We start from the raw sequence: 18,347 nt of genomic DNA, 5'->3' as shown, positions 1-18,347 counted from the left end.
AGCGAGCTCAGCGCATGAGCTTCTGGGCTGTCAGCCACTGGATCAGCTCCTCGATCTGGACCTCGCTCAGCGCACGTGCCGGGAAGGCGACGTCGCCGACGCTGCGGGTGCCCTCGAAGACCAGCCAGCCGCCCGTACGCCGGACCCGGCGCACCGCCGGCCAGCGGATCTGGTGCGAGACGAACTGGTTGCGCCAGCTCAGCCCGGCATCGGTGAAGCGCAGGGACATCTCGTTGCTGGTGGTGAGCGAGCGGAGCTTGTGGCCGACGATCTGGCCGTGCACCGAGAGCAGCATGACTGAGATCGCAAGAAGCGCCAGGTGCGACACGGACGCGGGGTGCGAGGCGAGGGCGATGACCAGCCCGGCGAGTCCGCAGAGCAGCCACAGGAGGTTGATCCACGCGCGGGTCCGCAGCCAGCGGCTGCGCAGCTCGCCGCGCGCATAGGCGAAGTCGGCCTCTATGTCCATGTGCCCCACCCGGATCGACTCAAGTGACGGGCGGCACCCTATCGCGCAGACGTGCAAGCTCGGTACGCATGTTCATGGCAGCCCGCTCCGCGTAGGCGGAGCGGGCGAGCTGGGTCCGGTAGAGCGAGGGCAGTGCCAGCAGCCGTTCCAGCACGTCCGCGCGGCCGTTGCGGAAGTCCTCGTCCGGCACGAACGCGTACTCCGCCCGCACCGCGGCCGCATAGCCCGCGTAGATCTGCGGCGGGGAGCCCAGCACCGCGAGGTCGGCGTCGCAGAGGACCTCGCCGTTGTGGTCGCCGGGGGCGGGGTCGTGGGCGGCGGTCAGCCGCACCAGGCGGGCGACCTCGGTGACGGCCTCGTCGGAGACACCCAGCTCGGGCAGAACGCGCTCGGCGAGGCGCGCGCTGCGCTCCTCGTTCTCGCTGCGGTCCGGGGCGTAGATCGCGTCGTGGAACCAGGCGGCCGCGCGGACCAGGTCGGCGTCCTCCGCGTGCCCGGCGAGCCGGTCGATCACGGAGAGCGTCGCGGCCAGGTGGCGCACCGTGTGGTACCGGCGCTGCGGCTCCGACCAGCGGCGCAGCAGCTGCTCGCCGTACGGCTCCGCCTCGGGGGCGGCGAAGAGCGCGGTCCAGCGGGCCAGCAGGGCGTCGGCGAGCGCCTGGTCCGGGTGCGCGGCGCTCTGCTGCCCGCCCGGCGGCGTGCCCGGCTGCGCCGCCTGGCCCCGTGGTCCCGGTTGCGGACCGGAACGTCGGGCGGCGGGGTGGGGGTTGGCATGCGACGGCTCTGGCATACAGCCATTGTGGTCCCGACAGCCCCTGATCCGCTGGGGTGCGGCCGGATGAGGGATGCGTCGGGTGCCTGCGAGGATCTAGGGTGTATTGGACTAGACCTGTTGGGATGCTTGGCCGTGCCCGTACGGCGGTTGCACGGTGGTCGCACGGCCGTCCGCGACGGTCGCGCGTCGAGAGCGGAGCAGAGAGGCTGCACATGAGTGATCGGGCGATCTTCGAGGTCATCGCGACCACCGCGGAGGACGCCGTCGCGGCTGCCGCGGGGGGTGCGGACCGGCTGGAGCTGGCCTCGGACATGGCGGCTGACGGGCTGACGCCGGACATCGCGGAGTTCGCCCGTATCCGGGCGGCGGTGCACGTCCCGCTTCGCGTCATGCTCCGTGACGGCGCGGGCTTCCGTGTCCGCGACCTCGACGCGCTCTGCGCGCGGGCGCAGGCGCTGCGTGCGGAGGGCGCGGAGGAGTTCGTCCTGGGCTTCCTGACCGCGGAGGGCGCGGTCGACCTCGCCGCGGTGCGGACCGTGCTCGACGCGATCCCCGGCTGCCGCTGGACCTTCCACCGCGCGCTGGACAACGCGGTGTCCCGCGACGCGGTCCGCGCCGCGATCGACGGCCTCCCTGGCCTGGACACGGTCCTCACGGCGGGCTCCCCGGAGGGTGTGTCCTCCGGGCTGAACGTTCTCGGTGAGGAGATCACCCGCGCGGGCGAGCCCGGTTACGCGCCGAGGATCCTCGTCGGCGGCGGCCTCCGCAGCGAGCACGTCGGGCGCCTGCGCGCGCTCGGCATCGACGGGTTCCACGTCGGCGGCATGGTCCGCGTCGCGGGCTGGGACAGCCCGCTCGACACCGGCCGCGTCCAACAGTGGCGCCGCCTCCTGGACGCGGACGTCCTGGCGGCGTAACGGGGGGTGCACTACCCGGGGGGCGCCCCGCGCCCCTGGGAAGTGCACCCCCGTCTGCTCACCGGCTAGACCAGCGCCTCCGGCAACGGCCGGGCGTGGAGGACGTCCAGGCCGGAGACGGCGCGGGTGAGGCAGACGTACAGCCGCCGCAGGCCCGTGCGGAGGTCGGCCTCGCCGTCGACGATCGCGGCGGGTTCGTCGAGGACCACGTAGTCGTACTCCAGGCCCTTGGCCAGCGAAGCAGGCACCAGCGTGAGCCGCGCCGCCGCGGACGTCTCCGTGCCGGGCTCCAGGTACGGCAGGCCGGCCGCCGTCAGCGCCGCGCCCAGCGCCGGGATGCGTGCGTCCGCGGCGATCAGGCCGGTCGAGCCCTCGTTCTCCAGCGCGGTGAGGCACGCCGTCACCACGGCGTCGGTCAGTGCCGGGGGCGTCGCGGGGGCCAGGGCGGAGGCGGTGTCGAGTGCCTGCGTGTCCTCCGGTGCGGACGTACCGTCGATGTGACGGATCGTCAGTGCTCCCGCGTTCTCGCGGATCGAGGAGGCCGGCGCCAGGTCGGGGGCGATCGAGGGCAGCAGGCGCGACGCGTAGTCGATCACCTCGCCCGGGACGCGGAAGCCCATGGTGAGCTCCTCGACCCGGGAACCGGGCTTGCCCAGGTGATGCAGGGCGGTCGCCCAGGTGTCCGTGGACCAGGGCGTCGTGCCCTGGGCGATGTCGCCGAGGACCGTCGCCGAGCCCGTGGTGCAGCGGCGGCCGACCGCGCGGTACTGCATCGGGGAGAGGTCCTGCGCCTCGTCCAGCACGACGTGCCCGAGCGAGGAGGTCCGCTCCACCAGGTCGCGGGCCTCGTCGACCAGGACGGAGTCGGCGGCCGTCCACGGCGCGGTCTTCACGCTTCGGCCGGGCTTGTCCCAGACCACGGCCGCCTGTTCGTCCCCGGTCAGGACGCCGTCCGCGCACTGCGCCAGGAACTCCGCGTCGCCGAGCAGGCGCAGCACCAGCTTTGCCGGGTCCACCGGCGGCCAGAGGGCCTTCGCGGTCGCCTTGACGGCGGCGTTGCGGGCCACCGCGTCCTGCACCCGGTCGTCGGGGGCCTCGCCGCCGTTCTCCATCTTGACCAGGACGGCGTGCGCGATCCGTTGCGGAAGCGCTGCCTGGGCTGCGCCGTAACGGATGTCACGGTCCATCAGTTCGCGGACGATGTCCTCGAGTTCGTAGGAGGCGACGCGCCAGCGTCGGGAGCCGCGGGCCACCACGCAGCCCTCGGTCGGCATGGTGATGCCGGACCGCACCGCGCGCCGCAGCACCTCGGCCATCCGCGCGTCGCCCTTGAGACGCGCCGCCTCCGGCGTGTCCACGCCCCGGAGCGGGACGTGGGAGACCAGCTCCTCGACGGTCGCCTGGGCGACGTCCAACTCGCCCAGGGCGGGCAGGACCTGCTCGATGTACTGGAGGAAGGACCGGTTCGGGCCGATGACCAGGGTGCCGGTCCGGGCCAGCCGCTCGCGGTGGGCGTAGAGCAGGTAGGCGACACGGTGCAGGCCGACCGCCGTCTTTCCGGTGCCGGGCGCCCCCTGGACGCAAACGGTGCCGTGGACGTCGGCGCGGACGATCTCGTCCTGCTCCGGCTGGATGGTTGCGACGATGTCGCGCATCGGACCGACGCGCGGGCGCTCGATCTCCGCCGCGAGCAGCGCGCTGGGGCCGGTCGTCTCCTTCGGGTCGCTGAGGTGCTCGTCCTCGTAGGCGGTCAACTCGCCGCCGGTGTAGCCGAAGCGGCGGCGCAGCGCGACGTCGTGCGGGTCCTTCTTGCTGGCTCGGTAGAAGGCCTGGGAGACGGGCGCGCGCCAGTCGATGACCATCGGGTCGCCGTCGGCGTCGTGCACGTGGCGGCGGCCGATGTAGAACTGTTCGCTCTCACTGCCTTCGGCGAGGTTCGCGCCCGGAGCGTGCAGGAAGTTGAGACGGCCGAAGAAGAGCGGGGTGTCCGCGAGGTCGGCCAGGGCCTTGATCCGGTCGTCGATCTCGCGCGCCAGGATAGCGGCGTTGACCCAGTTCCCGGTGACGTCGCTGATGTCGAGCGCCTCGACGTCCTCGCGCATGGCCCGCAGCGCGGACCGGGAGTAGGCGAGGTGGGCGCGTTCGCGGTCGAGCGGGTTGCCCGAATCGACGGCGGCGGGGTCGGTGGAAACAGGGGAGTCGGGGCTGTGCGCAGGCACGAAGAAGCCTTCCCGGCTGCGGGACACCGGGGGTGGCCGGCGCGCAGCGGTCTCAAAAAGTCTGCGATGGGAGATTTGAGAGCCGCCCGGTTACCGTCCGGGCGGCGCCTCCCCAGGTTCGCGACTTGGGAGGCGGCAGACCGGAAACCATATACCCGACGAAGGGTGGCGGGCGAATCATTTTCCGGCGTGAGCGACATCCGTGAGCGACATCCGTGAGCGAGATCGGCGAGCGAGGTCAGAGATCACCGGAGATCGGCCGAGATCAGCGGAGTCGACGGAGATTCAGCCGAGATTCAGCCGAGATCAGGGGTAACCCTGACGAACGGACGAGTCCGCGTACGTCCTGCGGAGGAGCTCTGGGGACGATCCGTTTCGCTCCGTGGGCTGACGACTTCGAGGGGACGAAAACCTAGCGTGGAGACATGGCTACCGCACACGTCGACTCCCGTCCCCGCGTCCGTCCCGACCGTCCCGTCGTTGCCCGTGGTGCCACCAAGGCGGAGCGCAAGCCGCGCAACCCGATCGCGGCCTGCGCCCGCGGTGTCGGCATCGTCGCCACCACGGCCATCTCCATCGTCCTGCTGGGCCGTGACGGCATCCCGGACGACTCCTCCTGAAGACCGCCCGACCGACCAGCGACCAGAGCTACAGCACGTCGTCCGCGTCCACGATCCGGTAGGAGTAGCCCTGTTCGGCCAGGAACCGCTGCCGGTGCGCGGCGAAGTCCTGGTCGATGGTGTCCCGGGCCACGACCGAGTAGAAGTGCGCCATGTGCCCGTCCGCCTTGGGACGCAGCACGCGGCCGAGCCGCTGGGCCTCCTCCTGGCGGGAGCCGAAGGTTCCGGAGACCTGGATCGCCACCGTCGCCTCGGGCAGGTCGATGGAGAAGTTGGCGACCTTGGACACCACCAGCACACTGATCTCGCCCTCACGGAAGGCGTCGAACAGCTTCTCGCGCTGTGCGTTCGTCGTCTCGCCCTTGATCACCGGCGCGTCCAGCGCCTCGCCCAGCTCGTCCAGCTGGTCGATGTACTGGCCGATGACCAGCGTCGGCTTTCCTCGGTGCTTCTCGACGAGCGCCTGGGTGACCCGCCGCTTGGTCGCCGTAGTGGCACAGAACCGGTAGCGCTCCTCCGGCTCGGCCGTCGCGTAGGAGAGCCGCTCCGAGTCGGTGAGGGTGACCCGCACCTCGCAGCAGTCCGCGGGGGCGATGTAGCCCTGCGCCTCGATCTCCTTCCACGGAGCGTCGAAGCGCTTGGGGCCGATGAGTGAGAAGACGTCGCCCTCGCGCCCGTCCTCCCGCACCAGCGTCGCGGTGAGGCCGATCCGGCGGCGGGCCTGCAGGTCCGCGGTGAACTTGAAGACGGGTGCGGGCAGCAGGTGCACCTCGTCGTAGATGATCAGGCCCCAGTCCCGCGAGTCGAACAGCTCCAGATGCGGGTAGACGCCCTTCCGTTTGGTCGTCATCACCTGGTAGGTGGCGATGGTGACCGGCCGGATCTCCTTGCGGGCGCCGCTGTACTCGCCGATCTCGTCCTCGGTGAGGGTGGTCCGCTTGACCAGCTCGTGCTTCCACTGGCGGGCCGAGACGGTGTTGGTGACCAGGATCAGCGTGGTCGCCTTGGCCTTGGCCATCGCCGCCGCGCCCACCAGCGTCTTGCCCGCGCCACAGGGCAGCACGACGACGCCGGAGCCGCCGTGCCAGAAACCGTCGGCGGCCTGCTCCTGGTAGGGACGCAGCTTCCAGCCGTCCTGGGCGAGCTCGATCGGGTGCGCCTCGCCGTCCACGTAGCCGGCGAAGTCCTCGGCGGGCCAGCCGAGCTTGAGCAGCACCTGCTTGATCTGGCCGCGCTCGGAGGGGTGCACGGCCACCGTGTCGGGGTCCAGGCGCTGGCCGACCAGCGGGGCGACCTTCTTGGACCGCAGCACCTCTTCGAGCACCGGACGGTCGGTCGTGGTCAGCACCAGACCGTGCACGGGGTGCTTGCTCAGCTGGAGGCGTCCGTAGCGGTCCATGGTGTCCGCGATGTCGACCAGCAGCGCGTGCGGCACCGGGTAGCGCGAGAAGCGGACCAGGGCGTCCACGACCTGCTCGGCGTCGTGCCCGGCAGCGCGCGCGTTCCACAGGCCCAGCGGGGTCACCCGATAGGTGTGCACGTGCTCGGGCGCGCGCTCCAGCTCCGCGAACGGCGCGATCGCACGGCGGCACTCGTCCGCGGCGTCGTGACCGGTCTCCAGCAGGAGCGTCTTGTCGGACTGGACGATGAGGGGACCTGAGCCGTCGTTCACGTACGTCTCTCCTCCGGTACCGGACGGTGGGCAAACCCCAAGTGTCCCGCATCGCGGCCCGGAGCGGAAAGCGACGTGACTGCGGTTACAGCGCCACAGCTCGTCGACGGCGGTGAGGTCGATGTCGTTCGGGCCCTGTGCACCGCGGTCCTACGCCTGCTCCGACTCCAACTCCGCGACGCCGGTGATGCGGTGGAGGCGGAAGGTGTGCATCTCCTCGTCGGCCTGGTCGAAGGCGGTGACGATGCCGCCCTCGACGCGGACCGGTTCGATGACGCGTTGGCTGGCCGCGCCGTCCGCGTTGACGTAGCCGATCCACACCGGGTCGCCGGTCAGGACGGCCGTCTGGAGGGTCGCCAGCGTCTCCGCGGCGGGTGTGCGCGGGAGCGGGCCGCCGGGAGTCACGGCGCGGTGCGGGACGGTGGCGGCGCGGTCGCCCGCGCGGATGGCCTTGAGGGCGACCGAGACCAGTGCCGGGGTGACCGGCGGCGGGCCGTCCGGGACCGGGGCCGGGGGAGTGCGCGGTGGTGTTCGCCGGGCGTCGGGACGGGTGATCAGGACGTCGCCCTCGGCGGACTCGGCCGCCGGGGCGTAGCCCATGGCGCGCAGCTGGGTCAGCACCGCAGCCGGATCCGCCTGGGCGGCCAGGACGGTCGGGGCCAGGCGGCGCAGCCGCAGCTGCGCTGCGCGGCGGTCGGCCAGCAGTTCGGCCAGCAGCGCGTCGTCGTCGCAGCGCAGATACGCCGACGCGGCGCCGACCCGGAGGCGGCCGTGGCGGCGGGCGACGTCGTCGACCAGGTAGCTGAGCGGCTGCGGCACCGGCGTGCTGGAGTGCTCGGCGAGGAAGGTGTGCAGCTCGGCCGCGCTGCGGCCCGCGTCGAGGGCGCGGCGCACCGACTCGGGCGTGAAGCGGTAGACGGTCGCGCCGCCCTTGGACTCGACGTCGGCTGCGACGGCCAGCGTCTGCGCCAGCGGCGTCTTGAGCGGGCCGGGCGCGATCGCGGTGAGGTCGGGCTGGAGGATCACCCGATCGAGTGGCTCCGGCAGCAGCACGTCCAGTCCCCGCTCGACCGCTGCCTCGGCACCGTCCAGCAGCGGAACGGCGAAGCGCGCCAGCGCGCCGCGTCCGGTCAGGCCGAGGAGTTCTGCCTCGTCGACCGTCCAGGCGACCAGGCGGTCGCGCAGCTCGCCGCCGCGCAGCGGGTGCTGCCAGCGCAGACGGTCCGTCAGGGCGGCCACGTCGCCGGCACCGCCCGGAGGCAGCGTCGCGAGCAGGATCAGCGTGTCGCGGCGGACCTCGGGGGCCAACGCCCGGTCGAGGCCGCCGCCGAGGGCGGGCAGCACCTTGTCCTTCGCGTCGCGGCTGCCGACGAGCGCGGCGATGCGGGTGGCGGTCAGCCAGGTGCGGGCCAGCAGCAGCCAGCGTTCCGCGACCGGACGGCGCAGCCACTCGTCGTAGGCGGGGGTCGGCGCCCAGCGCTCGTCCGCCTCGCCGTCCGGGGCCAGCAGGCCCGCGCCGTAGGCGAGTTCCAGCCAGAAGGCGGTCAGCTGCTCGGGCAGGTCCAACTGCTGCGCGGTACGCCGAAGTTCGCGGACGCCGAGCCCGCCCGCGCGCAGCACCGGCGGGGGGTCGGTGCTCCACAGGTCCAGCGCCTCCTCGACCGTGCGGACGGCCGTGAACGCCTGGGCGGCAGCGGCCCGGTCCGCCTGGTCCGAGTCGAGGCTGCGCGCGACCGTCACCTCGGGTGCGGTCGGCTCCAGTTGACGGTGCACCAGCCCGCCGCGCAGATGCAGGGCCACCTCGCGGGGCAGCACCACCGCGTCGCGTCCGGCGGGCAGCAGGAAGCCGCGTGCCTGCAGCCACTCCACTGGCGTGCGTGCGTCGGCGGCACGCACCGTACGCGGCGGCGTGGCACCGAAGGGGGGACCCCACACGAGCTTGTTGAGCACGCCGCGCGCGCCCTCCGGTGCCTGCGCGAGCAGCGCGTCCGCCCGCGTGTGGTCCCGGAAGAGGGCACTCAGCGAGGCGAGCGCGCTCACCTGGTCGTGGGTGCTCGGCAGTCCGGCGTCGGCGAGGATCTCCTGCAGGCGCCCGGGCGAGAGGCCGGCACCTGCCTCCGCGAAGGTCGGCCCGAGCCCGGTCGGACCGGTCTGTCCGGCCGCGGGCGCGAGCACGTCGCGGGCCGTGCGGATGAGCCGCAGGCGGTCGTCCGTGCCCCAGAGCAGGGCCGCTTCGCGCAGCGTCGCCAGCGCGGGCGCGAGGGCGGCGGCAGTCGCCGGTTCGTCGGCGACGCCGAGCAGGGCGCTGAGTTCGGCGGGCGCACAGGGGTCGCTCGCGACGGCGAGCGCCTCGGCCACCTGGAGCGTGAAGAGGTCCAGCCGCTCCAGCGCGCGGACCACGCTGGCCCGGGTGGAGCTGCGGGTCGCCAACTGGGTGACGTCGGCGGGCACGGGGTGGACCAGGTCGGGCCGGGAGCGCAGCAGCGCGGCGAGCGCGTCGTCGTCCCGGCCGCGCAGGTCCTCCGCGAGGGTCCGCGGCGCGGAGCTCGCGCCGTCGGCGGCGGTGGTGTCGGCGGCGGATCGAGCGGCGGCCCTGGATCCGTCGGTACTCCCGGTGCTCATCCGACCCAGGCTACCCGCTCGGTCTCCACCCGGTCCGGGTCCGGCGGCGTCCGGGGCGTCCGGCGGTGCCCCGGCGGCGTCCCGTCAAGGTCAGCGTGCGCGTGGTGACGCAGATGAGCTGGGGAGTACCGGTGAGGATCCACGGGTACGGGTGTGACAACCGCACCTGGCACGGAGGGCCTGTCCTAAGCTGACCGCCGAGCAGACCGGCAGGCCGACGGGCTGCGGGGAGGGCAGGGGCAGCATGGGGATCGAGAGCGAGCAGCTCGTCTACGACTATCTGAGCCGGGTCGGTGACCTGGCCCAGTCCGCTGCGCTGACCGCAGCGGACCGCGCCCGGTTGGTCAACTCCCTGCGCCAGACCATCGACACGCAGAAGGCGGCGTCGTCGTCGGGCTCGACCCGCGCGGAGGTGAACTCGGTCCGCAAGATCCTCTCCGGTCTGGGCGCTCCCGACGAGGTGGTCCGCCGTGCGGCCGGCGGCTCCCTCCCGGAGCCCGGCGCGTCTGGCGGACGCCGCCGTGGGCTACCGGGGTTGTCGGGACTGTCGGGCTCCTCCGGGTCGTCGGTTCCGGCCGGTCCCTCCGTTCCGGCGGGCCCGTCCGTCCCGGTCCAGGCCGCTCCGCCGGTTTCGGAGCGCGTGGCCCGACCAGCGGGAGGCGCGGACGCCGGTGCTGATGCGTTCGGTGACGCGCAGGGCGACTCCGTCTACGCCGCGGACGAGTGGTGGCGCGGGGCCTCGGCCAGGCGTGGCGGGGCACGAGCGATCGACAGCCCGCCCGGCTGGGCGGGCGGCCTCCTCGAGGAGTTCTTCCGCGACCAGCACTCGGACGTGATGGACCCGGTCACCGGCCTCCCCAAGGTCCAGCCCGCGGAGACGGAGGACGCGGCCGAGGACGAGGAGGCAGAGGCCACACCCGACGCAGCGCCCGAGAAGCGCGCGTGGCTGCGCCGCGTCCTCTCCGGCCCGCAGGCGCCCGCCGGTTCAAGCGAGGTAGTTCCGCGAGTTCCGCTGCCGTTCGTGGAGTCGCTGGCCACGCTGGTGCTGGTCGCCGCGACGGTCACCGGGCTGTGGTACCTGGCGCTGCTGGGCTGGCTCTTCGCCTACGCCGGCCGCCGGTTCGGCCACCGGACGGGGAGGGTCGCTGCGCTCTGGATCCCGGGCATCTGCGCGGCCGCCTGCGGCTTCTGGCTCTACTCCCGCACGGGCTCGACGGGCCACGCGGCGCTGACCTCGGCCCAGGTCACCGCGGCGAGCCACGCCGCGTTCGCGACGTGGCTCCGGGGTGGGGCGGCATTGTCGGCGGCGTTCCTGGGGTGGCGGATCTACCGACGGTGAGTCACTTTGCGGCAGGGCCCACGCCCCAGCTAGTGCAACTTCCCCGCCGCATCACGCCCGCATTACGCCCGCGTCGCCACCGTGTACCGGAGCTCGCTCTCGCGCCGGAGCTCGCCGCCTTCGCGGAGCGCTTCCAGCTCCGCCAGCGCAGCGGCCTTCGCTGCGGGCAGGCGGTCGGCCGGGATACGGGAGAGCCAGGCCCTGCGGCCCGTGCTCCAGAGTGAACGCCACCACGCGTCCCCACTCGGCAGCACCTCCGACGTCGTCTCGGTGACCGTCCGGACCTCGGTGAAGCCGCACGACTCGAAGAGCTTCCCGATCGACTCGACGGAGTCGAACGCCGGATGGCCGCCGCGCGCGCCCTGGCGTGGGGACGAGGGTGGCAGCGGCTCGTCGAGGAAGGACAGCGCGGCGTCCAGCGGGCGGGACCAGCGCGGGTCGGTCGTGCCGAAGCTGCTGGTCGCGAACCGGCCGCCCGGCGTGAGGATGTGGTGCGCTGCGCTCAGCGCGGCCTCCGGGTCGGGGGTGATGAAGAGCATCAGCCCTGCCAGGACCGCCTCGAAGGAGGCCGCCGGGTAGCCGGGATCCTCCGCGTCGCCCACCCGGACGACGACGTTGCGCAGGGCGCGCGAGGCGATCTCCGCTCCGGTCGCCTGCACCATTCCGGGGGAGAGGTCGAGCCCGGCCGCGTAGCCGTCGGGACCGACGGCCTGCGCTGCGGCGAAGAGGACCGCGCCCCGGCCGCAGCCGAGGTCCAGCACCCGGTCGCCCGGTCGCAGGCCCGCGTGCTGGACCAGTCGGGCGGCGGTGGCCCGGAAGAACCCGCCGTTGACTTCGTCGTAGGTGTCCGCGACCAGGTCGAAGCCCTCCGCGATGAAGGCTTTCCTGGCCGCCGCGACACGCGTCTTCTCCTGCTCTGGGGTCGTCGGCATCGTCGGCATAGGAGCCATGGTGTTCCGGAGTGAGGTGCATCACAAGACATCTGCGCGACACCTTCGGTAACCAGCAGGTCACCCGGTGTGCTGACAGTCCGTCACGCGCCGGGGAAGCCGAGGAGGCGCTGGAGTTGAGCCAGGATCAGGTTGGCGGCGAAGTAGCCGATCCCGACGAACCAGAGCTCGTCGTCGACCTCGAACGCGCGGTGACCCTTCACCGCGCCCAACTGCTGCCACTGACTGCTGCTGGTGAACGTCTGCGTCTGTGCCTTCGCCGGATCGCCGTAGGTGGACCAGAAGAGCGCCGTGCCGTCGGCGATGTGCAGGTCCGCGGGAGTGGGGACGGCGACGTCGGGTGCAGCCGCGTTCTCCGCCGCCGGACGTCCGAGCTGGGCCTCGGCGAGCAGTGCGCCCAGGAAGTTCTGCGCCGCGTAGGCCTGCGGGTCCGTGTCCTCGACGAAGCGCAGCAGGCCGATCTTCTGCTTCTTCGTCTGGTCCGAGCCGCCCAGCACGCTGACGAACTGTCGGACGTGGTCCTGGTACGCGCCGGTGACCGCGTCGGCGAAGCTCTGCCGGTTCAGTGCCTGGGCGTGGAGTTGGAAGTCCTGCTTCCAGCTCGCACCGGTGGTCGCGGTCAGCACGGTCGGCGCGATCGCGGCGAGATCGGTGTAGTGGCTGTCGTCGTCGGTCCGGTTGCCGAGGATCAGGTCCGGTCGCAGGCGGGCGACGGCGGTCAGGTCCGGCGCGCCGATCGGGCCGACGTCGGTGACCGGGTCGAGCCAGCCCACCGGGAAGTAGTCGGGAAGCCCGCTGTCCAGCATCGCGCGGGCGGCGCCGACCGGCGTGAGGCCGAGCGTCAGCGCGGAGTCGAGCTCGGCCGCGCCGAGGACGACCACCCGGCCGGGTGTCTGCGGCACCGCGACCGGTCCCGTCGCCGCCGCCACGGTCCGCTCCGGGGAGGGGGAGGGCGAGGGCGTCGCGGTCGCCGCGACCTGGGCCGCGGTGCCGCCCTGGCCCGTCCCGTTGCCCGCACCGGCGAGGGGTTCCGGCGGGGACTGCGCGGCGGCCGACGCGCCGCCTGCGGTGGTGCAGCTGGTCAGGGCGGAGACGGCCGCCGTGCCGAGGGCGGCCGTCAGCGCCCCGAGCACGGCTCGGCGCGAGTGGGCGCGCGGCATCCGACCTCCCGGGAGCGCACGGCCGACCGACGTGCGGCTGACCAGATTGTGGCTTTTGTCCAACCGTCAGAAGAAAGTATTCCCCACGGACCGCCCGCATAGGGTGAGGGCATGACGACGCTGACGGTGGGATTCGACCTCGACATGACGCTGCTCGACACCCGGCCCGGGATCGCCCGCGCCTGGGAGATGCTCGCCGAGGAGACCGGCACCCGGATCGACAGCGCGGTGGTCGTCTCCCGGCTCGGGCCGCCGGTCGAGATCGAGATGGCCCACTGGTTCCCCGCCGACGAGATCAAGGCGCGCGCCGACCGCTACCGGCAGCTCTACGCCGAGCACGGCGTCAAGGGCGTCACCCCGCTGCCCGGCGCGATCGAGTCGCTGGCCGCCGTCCGCGCGGCGGGCGGAAGGACGCTCGTGGTGACCGGCAAGCACACGCCGAACGCCCGGCTCAACCTGGACGCGCTCGGCATCGAGGTCGACGCGCTGCACGGCGACGTCTTCGCCTCGGCCAAGGCGGGGGCGCTGCGCGCCGAAGGGGCGAGCGTCTACGTCGGCGACCACCTCGGCGACATCGAGGGCGCGCGACAGGCGGAGGCGGTCGCCGTCGGCGTCACCACTGGCCCGTACGACGCGGCGGCGCTCCGGGCGGCCGGAGCGGACGTGGTCCTGCCGGACCTGACCGGGTTCCCCGCCTGGCTGCAGGCGCACCTGCGGGCCTGAACCGAACGCTGCGCGCGTTCAGCCCGCGCGGCGCTGAGAGCGGGCGGAGCGGAACAGTCCGCCGAGGGCGACGGCGAAGCCGAGCGGCATCACCATGGACACGAAGTAGGCCGGGGTCGGCAGTCGGTGCAGCCCGAGGAAGAGCGGGGTCACGGTCGCGATGGTGGCGACCGCGCCGAGCGCGAAGAGGATCGCTCCGATGCGGACCAGGGCGTCGCCGGGCCTGGCGTCGGAACGGGCGGAGTCAGTGTTCACACGTCAACGCTAACGGGTCGGCGGAGTATGCCGTCCGGCACGTCGGACGGAGCGGGTTAGCGGTGTGCCCACCGGGGGTATGCACGTCACGCACGGGACTGCGCGTACGCGCGCGGTGGAGGCCCGGGAGCAGCCGATCGCAGGAGGAGGTGCGCCATGACAGTCGTGCGGGTACGCCGCGGACCGGTCCGGTCGCAGGTGCCTCCGGCGGAGCAATCAGGTCGATCATTTCGCCATCGACCTGGAACAATGGCGCGGCGCTAGTTCGCTTTCGCTCGCAGCACCAGCGGCGGTCCGTTCCGAGGGACGCCGCGCCCCCTGTACGACTCACTCCGACTCACCACCGACGAGGTCTCCCCATGCCTACGGGCAAAGTGAAGTGGTTCAACTCAGAGAAGGGCTTCGGCTTCCTCTCCCGTGACGACGGCGGCGACGTCTTCGTGCACTCCAAGGCGTTGCCTGTCGGGGTGGACACGCTCAAGCCGGGCCAGCGGGTCGAGTTCGGCGTGGTCGCCGGCCACCGGGGAGACCAGGCGCTGACGGTGACTCTGCTGGACGACGCCCCGAGCTTGGCCGCGGCGTCGCGGAAGAAGCCGGACGAGCTCGCGGCGATGGTCCAGGACCTCACCACGGTCCTGGAGAAGATCCTCCCGGGCCTCCAGAACGGCCGCTACCCGGACAAGCCGGTGGGGAAGCGCGTCGCGACGTTGCTGCACCACATCGCTGATCAGCTCGACGTCTGACCCCCAGTCACGGGCGACAGGGACGTTGCACTGTTCAGGATTCAGAGCCCCGCGCCCCTGGATAGTGCAACGGCCTGCGTGAGCGACGGTCAGCCGCTCACGCGGGAAAGCGCAACTTCTCCTCCGACACCGCGGGCACCAGGCCCTGCTCGGCCGCGCGGCCGAGCAGGCCGTGGACCGCTGCGTACCCCGCATCGCCCAGCTCGGCCGTGAACTCGTTCACGTACAGCCCGATGTGCTGGTCGGCGACCGCGGGGTCCATCTCCTGGGCGTGGGCCAGGACGTAGTCGCGGGACGCTTCCGGCTCGGCCCAGGCCTGCTCGACGCTGGTGCGGATCGCCGTCGCCAGCTCGCGCAGGCGGGTCTCGCCGAGCGAGCGCTTCGCGATGATCGCGCCCAGCGGGATCGGGAGGCCCGTCGAGGACTCCCACGCCTCGCCCATGTCGGCCAGGCAGCGCAGGCCGTAGTTCTGGTACGTGAAGCGGGCCTCGTGAATGACGAGACCGGCGTCGACCCTGCCGTCGCGGACCGCGGGCATGATCTCGTGGAACGGCATCACCACGACCTCGCCCAGCCCGCCCGGGACGGCCTCCGCCGCCCAGAGGCGGAACAGCAAATAGGCCGTGGAACGCTCGCTCGGGACGGCGACGGTCCTGCCGCGCAGCGCCGCCGGGTCGGCGGGCGCGTCGGCGGCGGTGAGGACCAGCGGGCCGCAGCCACGGCCCAGCGCGCCGCCGCACGGGAGCAGGACGTAGTCGTCGAGGACCCACGGCAGCGCCGCGTAGGAGATCTTCAGCACATCCAGCTCGCCGCGCTCGGCGAGGCCGTTGGTGATGTCGATGTCGGCGAAGGTGACCTCGGGCGGCACCGCGCCCTCGACCAGGCCGTGGGCCCAGGCGTGGAAGACGAAGGTGTCGTTCGGGCAGGGCGAGAACGCGATCGTCAGCACGGAGTCGGCGTCAGCGGCGGTGGCAGCGGCGGTATCGGCGGCGGTGTCGGCGTCAGGAGAAGTCACGGGACCAGTGTCGCCCACGGCAGGTTGGCGAATGCACCCGCCAGGGCGTCCAGCGCCTCGCCGATGCGCCAGGCGGAGCGGTCGCGCGGCCCGACGGTGTTGGAGACCGTGCGCAGCTCCAGCACCGGGACGTCGTGCCCGGCGGCGGCCTCGGCCAGCCCGAAACCCTCCATCGCCTCGGCGACGGCGCCAGGGTGACGCCGCGCCAGCTCGGCGGCGCGCTCGGCGCTGCCGGTGACGGTGGAGACGGTGAGCACCGGCCCCTGCGCGGTCGGCAGGCCGTGCCCGCGCAGCGACGCGGCGACGGGGTCGGCGTGTCGCGTGGCGTGCCGGACCCGGCCGAAGCCGAGCTCGGTCACGTCGGCGAAGCCGTCCGGGGTCTGCGCCCCCAGGTCGGCGGCGACGATGGCGTCCGCGACGACCACGGAGCCCACCGGTGCGGCAGGCGCGAATCCGCCCGCGATGCCCGCCGAGACGGCGAGGCCGTAGCGGGAGGGACTGACTGCCAGCGCGGTTGCCGTCGCTGCCGCTGCGGCAGCCGGGCCGACACCCGCGACCACGACGTCCACCGGGCCGCACGCGGTCAGCGCGTAGCCGCCGGGCAGCGTCCGCTCGGCCGGTCCGGCATGCCCGAAGGCCTGCTGGACACCACGCAACACCGCCGCCGCTTCGGGAGCGACGGCGGTGACGACGAGAACGCGGAACGCGGTCAGTTCGCGACCTTCAGCTGCAGCAGCCACACGCCGTAGATCTTGCCGTTCTTGTCCTGCTCCTTGACGATGAGCGGGCCGGACTTGTTGACGGTGGTCTGGCCGGTCTGCGGGTCCTGGGTGGTCAGCACCGAGGCGATCGACAGCGGGCCGGCGTAGGCGTTGGTGGTCTGCGGGACCAGCTCGGTCGTCGAGCCGGCGTTCCACCCGTGGTCGGTGACCGGCTGGTCGACGTTGATGCCGAAGGTGCCGTTCTGCGACGGGACGATCGCGGTCGCCATGTCGTTGTTCTGCACCGACTTGGTCACCGCGGCGGAGCAGGCGGTCTGCTGCGCGGTGGTCATCGCGTTGCCACCGTAGTAGCAGCCCTTGAGCGGCTGGACCTGGGTCCAGTGCGGGCCGGCGACGACGGCGACGTTCGGCACCGGCTTGCCGTAGCTGTGGGCGAGAGGAATCGTGATGCCGAGCGTCGCGACGCCGACGACGGCGACAGCTCCAAGGGCGGCGACACCGCGGTTAAGACTCATGGTGCTGAGGCTACCGTCCCTCGGGGATCACGCCACGTCGGGGGCGGGGCTCGCGTTTTGCGGGCCCAGGGTCGCCCGGGCTCGCAGCGCCCAGACGAAGGCGACGCCCACCATCACCGAGGCGGTCACCATGCCGACCTCGCCGACCAGCGGGAGCACGATCCCCAGCCCGCCGCCGAGCACCCAGGTGAGCTGCATCAGCGTCTCCGACCGGGCGAATGCCGAGGTCCGGACGGCCTCCGGGACGTCGCGCTGGATCAGCGCGTCCAGGCCCACCTTGCCCAGGCACTGGGCGAGCCCGGAGACGAAGGCGAGCACCACGACCGTCAGCGCCCCGTAGAAGACCGCGCCGGCGAGCGAGGCGGCCAGAGCCAGACCGAGCATCAACGTGACGATCGTCTCAGGGCGGCGGGTGCGCAGCCACGCGCCCATCACCGTGCCGAGGGTGTTGCCGATGCCCAGCGCGGCGGCTACCAGGCCGAGGGAGACCGTCGCCGGCAGCCCGGCGAGCGGGTGCTCGCGGACCAGGAAGGCGAGGAAGAAGGTGAGAAAGCCGAAGAGGCAGCGCAGTGTCCCCTCCGCGCCGAGCGCGAGCACGACGCCGGGTCCGACCGAGCGCAGCCCGATCTTCTCCTTCCCCTTCGGCGCCTTGTCCTCGTCGGTCTTCTCAGCCCCCGCGTCCGTGACCCCGTCCGCCCCGTCCGCCCCGTCCGGCTCGGCCGTCGGTTCGTGGGCGTGGAGGAAGGCGCGCTCCTCCCCCTTGTCCAGGTCCACCTGGTGCGGGAGGGAGAAGGCGAGTCCGGCGCCGACGATGTAGACGATGAACGCTGCGCGCAACGGCCAGTCAGGACCGATCAGGTGCAGCAGTCCGCCCACGCCTCCGGCCAGACCGGTGGCCAGCAGCCCGGCCAGGGAGACCCGTGAGTTGGCCTTCACCAGCGGCAGCTGCGGTGGTCGCAGCCGTGGCACGACGACGCTGCGGATCACCCCGTAGGCCTTGGAGGAGACGAGTACGCCCAGCGCCAGCGGGTAGATCTGCAGGCTCGCGCCGGCGATGGCGCCCGCCATCATCCACGCCAGCGCGGCACGGACCAACAGACTGACCGCCATCGCGGCGCGCCGTCCGCTCGGGATCCGGTCCAGCATCGGCCCGATCACCGGGGCGAGCAGGACGAAGGGCGCCATGGTGATCAGCAGGTAGAGGGCGACCCGGCCGCGTGCCTCGTGCGTCGGCACGGAGAAGAAGATGGTGGACGCCAGCGCGACGGTGATCATCATGTCGCCGGCGGAGTTCACCGCGTGCAGTTCGATCAGTTTCGCCAGGCCCGACTCGCCCGCGCCCTCGGCGGATGTCGCGCGGCGGATCCGGTGTCCGGTCGCCTTCGTGAAGTCGCCGGTGCGCAGCGCGGCAGCCGACGTGAACCGGTGCACGGAAGCCACCGCGCGCCGAGTCCTACCTGTCACCACATCGGCCACAAATCCCATGGTGCCCGACATTTGTGGCAGCTCGGCGGACTTTGCTCCGGCGGGTTCCTGCCCTGAGGGGGACAGCAGGGCATCGCGTCCAGCAGAATAGGTGTCCGGAGACTTCTACCGTCTGAACGACCGACCGAGATCGCGCACCACGGCAG

At 72.7% G+C, this 18,347-nt stretch carries 17 protein-coding genes; 5 read left to right on the top strand and 12 right to left on the bottom strand.

Annotation, left to right across the window (positions count from 1 at the left end; all coding sequences use genetic code 11):
• Window positions 1-7 precede the first annotated feature (7 nt).
• Together ABH928_RS03520 and ABH928_RS03515 are read right to left on the bottom strand one after the other, a co-directional pair.
• Entirely contained in the window at window positions 8-469 is a 462-nt protein-coding gene (locus tag ABH928_RS03520) for a YcxB family protein (RefSeq protein WP_370061773.1), read from the bottom strand.
• 19 nt (window positions 470-488) lie between these two features.
• On the bottom strand, window positions 489-1,259 hold the full coding sequence (locus ABH928_RS03515; protein ID WP_370061771.1) for a hypothetical protein: 771 nt from the start codon (window positions 1,257-1,259) through the stop codon (window positions 489-491).
• Window positions 1,260-1,456: 197 nt separating this feature from the next.
• On the opposite strand from ABH928_RS03515, the gene ABH928_RS03510 reads away from it, so the two are divergent.
• Window positions 1,457-2,161, top strand: a complete 705-nt coding sequence (locus ABH928_RS03510) for a copper homeostasis protein CutC (protein ID WP_370061769.1) — start codon at window positions 1,457-1,459, stop codon at window positions 2,159-2,161.
• A 65-nt stretch (window positions 2,162-2,226) separates the two neighbouring features.
• Here the strand turns inward: ABH928_RS03510 and ABH928_RS03505 are convergent, their stop codons facing one another.
• Window positions 2,227-4,380: an AAA family ATPase gene (locus tag ABH928_RS03505; protein ID WP_370061767.1), complete on the bottom strand. Its 2,154-nt coding sequence runs from the start codon at window positions 4,378-4,380 to the stop codon at window positions 2,227-2,229.
• A gap of 425 nt (window positions 4,381-4,805) precedes the next feature.
• Between ABH928_RS03505 and ABH928_RS03500 the strand changes: the two genes are divergently transcribed.
• Window positions 4,806-5,000, top strand: a complete 195-nt coding sequence (locus ABH928_RS03500) for a hypothetical protein (protein ID WP_370061765.1) — start codon at window positions 4,806-4,808, stop codon at window positions 4,998-5,000.
• Between the two features lie 28 nt (window positions 5,001-5,028).
• On the opposite strand, the gene ABH928_RS03495 is transcribed toward ABH928_RS03500, so the two are convergent.
• Together ABH928_RS03495 and ABH928_RS03490 are read right to left on the bottom strand one after the other, a co-directional pair.
• Window positions 5,029-6,672: a DNA repair helicase XPB gene (locus ABH928_RS03495; RefSeq protein ID WP_370061763.1), complete on the bottom strand. Its 1,644-nt coding sequence runs from the start codon at window positions 6,670-6,672 to the stop codon at window positions 5,029-5,031.
• A 150-nt stretch (window positions 6,673-6,822) separates the two neighbouring features.
• Window positions 6,823-9,294, bottom strand: a complete 2,472-nt coding sequence (locus ABH928_RS03490) for a helicase-associated domain-containing protein (RefSeq protein WP_370061761.1) — start codon at window positions 9,292-9,294, stop codon at window positions 6,823-6,825.
• A 244-nt stretch (window positions 9,295-9,538) separates the two neighbouring features.
• On the opposite strand from ABH928_RS03490, the gene ABH928_RS03485 reads away from it, so the two are divergent.
• A complete protein-coding gene (locus ABH928_RS03485) occupies window positions 9,539-10,633 on the top strand; it encodes a hypothetical protein (protein ID WP_370061759.1) in 1,095 nt (364 codons plus the stop codon).
• 62 nt (window positions 10,634-10,695) lie between these two features.
• Here the strand turns inward: ABH928_RS03485 and ABH928_RS03480 are convergent, their stop codons facing one another.
• Window positions 10,696-11,565, bottom strand: a complete 870-nt coding sequence (locus ABH928_RS03480) for a class I SAM-dependent methyltransferase (protein WP_370061757.1) — start codon at window positions 11,563-11,565, stop codon at window positions 10,696-10,698.
• A 101-nt stretch (window positions 11,566-11,666) separates the two neighbouring features.
• Entirely contained in the window at window positions 11,667-12,743 is a 1,077-nt protein-coding gene (locus ABH928_RS03475; protein ID WP_370061755.1) for an ABC transporter substrate-binding protein, read from the bottom strand.
• Window positions 12,744-12,854: 111 nt separating this feature from the next.
• On the opposite strand from ABH928_RS03475, the gene ABH928_RS03470 reads away from it, so the two are divergent.
• Window positions 12,855-13,466 carry an HAD family hydrolase gene (locus tag ABH928_RS03470; RefSeq protein ID WP_370061753.1) on the top strand — a complete coding sequence of 204 codons (612 nt, stop codon included), beginning with the start codon at window positions 12,855-12,857 and terminating at the stop codon, window positions 13,464-13,466.
• 18 nt (window positions 13,467-13,484) lie between these two features.
• Here ABH928_RS03470 and ABH928_RS03465 read toward each other — a convergent pair whose 3' ends face one another.
• Window positions 13,485-13,721: a hypothetical protein gene (locus ABH928_RS03465; RefSeq protein WP_370061751.1), complete on the bottom strand. Its 237-nt coding sequence runs from the start codon at window positions 13,719-13,721 to the stop codon at window positions 13,485-13,487.
• A gap of 359 nt (window positions 13,722-14,080) precedes the next feature.
• Here ABH928_RS03465 and ABH928_RS03460 point away from each other — a divergent pair, with 359 nt between their 5' ends.
• Complete coding sequence (locus ABH928_RS03460; protein WP_370061749.1) at window positions 14,081-14,464, top strand: cold-shock protein; 384 nt, start codon at window positions 14,081-14,083, stop codon at window positions 14,462-14,464.
• Between the two features lie 97 nt (window positions 14,465-14,561).
• On the opposite strand, the gene ABH928_RS03455 is transcribed toward ABH928_RS03460, so the two are convergent.
• The 4 genes from ABH928_RS03455 to ABH928_RS03440 form a co-directional block, all read right to left on the bottom strand.
• A complete protein-coding gene (locus tag ABH928_RS03455; RefSeq protein WP_370061907.1) occupies window positions 14,562-15,413 on the bottom strand; it encodes a 1,4-dihydroxy-6-naphthoate synthase in 852 nt (283 codons plus the stop codon).
• Between the two features lie 62 nt (window positions 15,414-15,475).
• A complete protein-coding gene (locus tag ABH928_RS03450) occupies window positions 15,476-16,219 on the bottom strand; it encodes a futalosine hydrolase (protein WP_370061747.1) in 744 nt (247 codons plus the stop codon).
• Entirely contained in the window at window positions 16,189-16,716 is a 528-nt protein-coding gene (locus ABH928_RS03445) for a hypothetical protein (RefSeq protein ID WP_370061745.1), read from the bottom strand. Before ABH928_RS03445 ends, ABH928_RS03450 begins: the two co-directional genes overlap by 31 nt.
• Window positions 16,717-16,743: 27 nt before the next feature.
• On the bottom strand, window positions 16,744-18,201 hold the full coding sequence (locus ABH928_RS03440; protein WP_370061905.1) for an MFS transporter: 1,458 nt from the start codon (window positions 18,199-18,201) through the stop codon (window positions 16,744-16,746).
• Between the last annotated feature and the right edge of the window lie 146 nt (window positions 18,202-18,347).

Source organism: Streptacidiphilus sp. MAP5-3 (assembly GCF_041262505.1).
Lineage (GTDB): Bacteria > Actinomycetota > Actinomycetes > Streptomycetales > Streptomycetaceae > Streptacidiphilus.
The sequence above is the reverse complement of the archived record's forward strand: the minus strand, read 5'-3'. Positions and strand labels throughout refer to the sequence as shown.